At 42.6% G+C, this 2,155-nt stretch carries 2 protein-coding genes and 2 pseudogenes; 2 read left to right on the top strand and 2 right to left on the bottom strand.

Going from position 1 to position 2,155, the window contains the following annotated elements; all coding sequences use genetic code 11:
- Positions 1–546 precede the first annotated feature (546 nt).
- A pseudogene (locus AB204_RS21770) lies at positions 547–684 on the bottom strand (helix-turn-helix domain-containing protein); the annotation flags it as partial.
- A gap of 340 nt (positions 685–1,024) precedes the next feature.
- Here AB204_RS21770 and AB204_RS19820 point away from each other — a divergent pair.
- Together AB204_RS19820 and AB204_RS19815 are read left to right on the top strand one after the other, a co-directional pair.
- Entirely contained in the window at positions 1,025–1,297 is a 273-nt protein-coding gene (locus tag AB204_RS19820) for a type II toxin-antitoxin system TacA family antitoxin (RefSeq protein ID WP_047965112.1), read from the top strand.
- A complete protein-coding gene (locus AB204_RS19815) occupies positions 1,288–1,785 on the top strand; it encodes a GNAT family N-acetyltransferase (RefSeq protein ID WP_047965111.1) in 498 nt (165 codons plus the stop codon). Before AB204_RS19820 ends, AB204_RS19815 begins: the two co-directional genes overlap by 10 nt.
- A 181-nt stretch (positions 1,786–1,966) precedes the next feature.
- Here AB204_RS19815 and AB204_RS19810 read toward each other — a convergent pair.
- A pseudogene (locus tag AB204_RS19810) lies at positions 1,967–2,134 on the bottom strand (PTS sugar transporter subunit IIA); the annotation flags it as partial.
- Positions 2,135–2,155: the final 21 nt, after the last annotated feature.

Genomic DNA, 2,155 nt, shown 5'->3' with positions numbered 1-2,155 from the left:
AGATGCCTACTATAGCAACTGACCGCCTTTTTCAGAAATTGCACTTATCATGCGAATCTAAGCATCAATTTTTAGAGAGCAATGTTAATTTACATTATTATATTCAAATTTATATTTTTTTTAATTTAAGTTAGATTGCTATTAATCTAATCCACTTTATATTTAACTATAATTGAAGTTATTTAATTCTGTTAGCTATTAAGAATAGTTTCATGTCTTGATTGTTCTAGTATCACCATTAGGTAATTCGATCCAGAGGCTAAGTTTTCCGCCCATCACTTCGATATAGCGTTTCAAGGTAGACAGTTTAACATCTTGATCTAACCGTTCTATTTGAAGAACGGAGGACACAGGAATATTCAGCGCCTCGGCTATGGTTCTTAGCGGGAAATTCAGCTCCTCTCTCAATACTTGCAATCTGTTTTTTGAAATGGCTCCTTCCGTTATGCTGCGAGTTTGACGTAGGCTTTCTGGGAGGATTTTTGCTGCTAAAAGTAAATTATCGAAGATTTTCACGGCTTCACCTCCGGCCCATTTGGAAGAACCACGGGGTTTGCGTTCCTCATTCAGATTACCTGCGTGATCGTAATAGCGGCTGGGCCAGATTTCAGCCGGATGTAGATTGAGACGCAGGGCAATAATCCATTCGCCTTTTGGCCAGCTACGGCTGAGTGCGTTGCTTAAGTGTAGGCGCTCGCATTTAAAAACAGTCGTGCTCACGTTTATCCGGTTTTTTTGCTCACATTAAGTGCAAATGAAATGGGGTTTATGCTCACGCTGATTGCAACTATGCTCGCATTTCATTTCGTCCTGCTCACACTAATTGCAAATGAAATCCGCTTCCATAGACTGACCAATTATCTTTTATGGGTAGACCCAAAAAAGATAACAGGCCCGTTCATTGGGGATTCCATTTTCAGTTAGTGTGAGCCGGATTAAATGCGAGTAGCCACAGTTAAGTGTGTAGCTATTAGTTATACATTTGCTATAATGACTGTCTACCCATTTGCTATACAGGTGATTTATGAGAACACAACCTAAAGAAACCCCGATTAACATCAGGGCGAAAGCCTTCCAGCGGGAGCTTATTGACCATGCGGCAAACCTGCACTCAAAGACCCGAACTGATTTCATTTTGGATGCTGCCTGCCGTGCAGCCGAAGAGGCCATACTCGATCAGCGCCACTTTTTCGTTAACGACGAAAAATATCATGCGTTCATGCAGATGCTGGAGCAACCGCTTTCTGATAATGCAGGTTTTAAAAAACTCATGGGATATAAAGCACCGTGGGAATAAGCGCACCTGAAATATTAACAGCTGAACATAATATCAATGATTTTTATTGCCAGCATGAAACATTAAACGAATGGCTTTCGCGCCGGGCTTTAAAAAATAATAAGCTCGGCGCGAGCCGCACATTTGTTATTTGCAAGAAAGGCACAAAAGACGTTATTGGTTATTATTGTCTAAGCGCTGGCTCAATTAATCATATTGAATCTACCCCCTCGCTTAAACGCAATATGCCAGATCCTATCCCTGTGGTGCTTCTCGGCCGTCTGGCTGTCGATGTGGAGTATCAGGGGAAGAAGCTAGGAGCATTGCTTCTCCAAGATGCCTGGAAGCGTGTCGTCAGCACGGCGGAACAAGTGGGCATTTCAGCTATAATCGTCCACGCACTTGATGAAAGCGCCCGATCATTCTATACGCGTCTTGGCTTCGCCCAGTCACCGTTAGAGCCATACACGCTGATGCTTCCATTAGGCCCAGTGAAAGAGAAGCTGTAAAATACTACATTTTTCATTTGCAGTTAGCGTGAGCCGGATGAAATGGATTGCAAGCCGGAAAAGATAAATGCAAGCTCATTTGCAGTTAACGTGAGTCCGTGACGATTTTCATTTGCAATTAATTTGAGCCGAAAAACCGGATAAATGCGAGTCCGGCCATTTTCGATTGTGAGCCGTTACAATTACCCAGATAGGTTGAAGAGTGTGTTTCACGTTCCAGCATTCCTTCGACGTACTCTTTACTGGCATATCCCGCCGCAGTGAGAGCTGTGGCGACTTGGCGAATAGCACTTTCTTTATTGGTAGCATATGCTGCCAGATGGATATCTTGTAACAGTAGATGAAACATAGATGTTTACTTTCCTATAAT

The sequence above is a fragment of the Xenorhabdus khoisanae genome (genome assembly GCF_001037465.1).
GTDB classification, from domain to species: Bacteria; Pseudomonadota; Gammaproteobacteria; order Enterobacterales; family Enterobacteriaceae; genus Xenorhabdus; species Xenorhabdus khoisanae.
Note: the sequence above shows the minus strand (reverse complement) of the source record. Positions and strands in the feature narration are given on the sequence as shown.

Bases quoted from the DNA above. Each gene is read 5' to 3' on its own strand.
- AB204_RS19820 (WP_047965112.1), top strand. From the start codon at position 1,025: ATGAGAACACAACCTAAAGAAACCCCGATTAACATCAGGGCGAAAGCC.